Source organism: Rhizobium sp. 01T444, from assembly GCF_056398305.1.
The window spans coordinates 1-839 of record NZ_JBFTPD010000126.1 but is presented as its reverse complement, the minus strand read 5'-3'; the positions used below and the strand labels follow the sequence as shown (position 1 = coordinate 839).

Below are 839 nucleotides of genomic sequence, written 5' to 3'. Positions count from 1 at the left end.
TCCGCAAACGCTGCTCGGGCGACATGTTCGGGCGCAGCCGGGCAAAGCGAAACTCCGTCAGGTCGCGAAAGCCGCTGGCCGCGATCGCCGCAAGAAGCCCTTCCTTGTTGCCGAAGTGGTACTTGGGCGCAACCTGCGACACACCCACTTCGGCGGCGATGCGCCGCAGGCTCAGTTCAGCCAGGCCGACTTCGCGCAACTGGGCCTTGCCGCAACGCACCAGGTCCTCGCGCAGATTGCCGTGGTGATAGCGCTTCGGCGGCGCCTCGGCCTCCTCGGCCGCGTTGCCTGACTTGGCGGGCGCCGGGGCCGTGCTCGGCTTCGCTGCCTTGGCCGCCTTGGGCGGGCCGGCCAGCCTGGTCGAGCGGGCGGGCCGCTTCTCCTCGGCCGGCGGGGCCGCCGGAAGATCTTTCTTCGCCGTCTTGCGTGGGGTCCCGCGCGCCAAGGGCCGCGCCGGGGCTTTCGTGCGTGCTGTCGGTTTTTCCATGCGTCAAATCTTAACAGTCGACGATTCGGATGGAAGCCCCGGTTGACTTGCGTCTTAACGTTGTTAATATTACCCGGATATCGACCGATCCGGTGAAAGAAACCCTCCCGCATGCCCACCTACGAAGCCCCCCTGGCGGAGTTCCGCTTCCTGCTGCAGGAAGTCCTCGGCTACGAAGAGCGTGTGAGCTCGCTGCCCGGATACGAAGACGCGACCATGGACCTCGTCCTCCCGGTCCTGGAGAGCGCCGGCGTATTCGCGAGCGAAGTGCTGCTGCCGATCAACGGCAGTGGCGACGACGAAGGTTGCACCCGCGACGGCGACGTGGTGCGCACGCCGCGCGGCTATGCGC

1 protein-coding gene and 1 pseudogene are annotated in these 839 nt (G+C 67.0%); one reads left to right on the top strand and one right to left on the bottom strand.

The genetic code is table 11. The annotated features are described in order from the left end of the window. The coding region (locus AC1DTN_RS37495; protein WP_477925182.1) for a TetR/AcrR family transcriptional regulator at positions 1–487 on the bottom strand (487 nt) is incomplete at its 3' end. 111 nt (positions 488–598) lie between these two features. Here AC1DTN_RS37495 and AC1DTN_RS37490 point away from each other — a divergent pair. Further along, a pseudogene (locus AC1DTN_RS37490) lies at positions 599–839 on the top strand (acyl-CoA dehydrogenase); the annotation flags it as partial.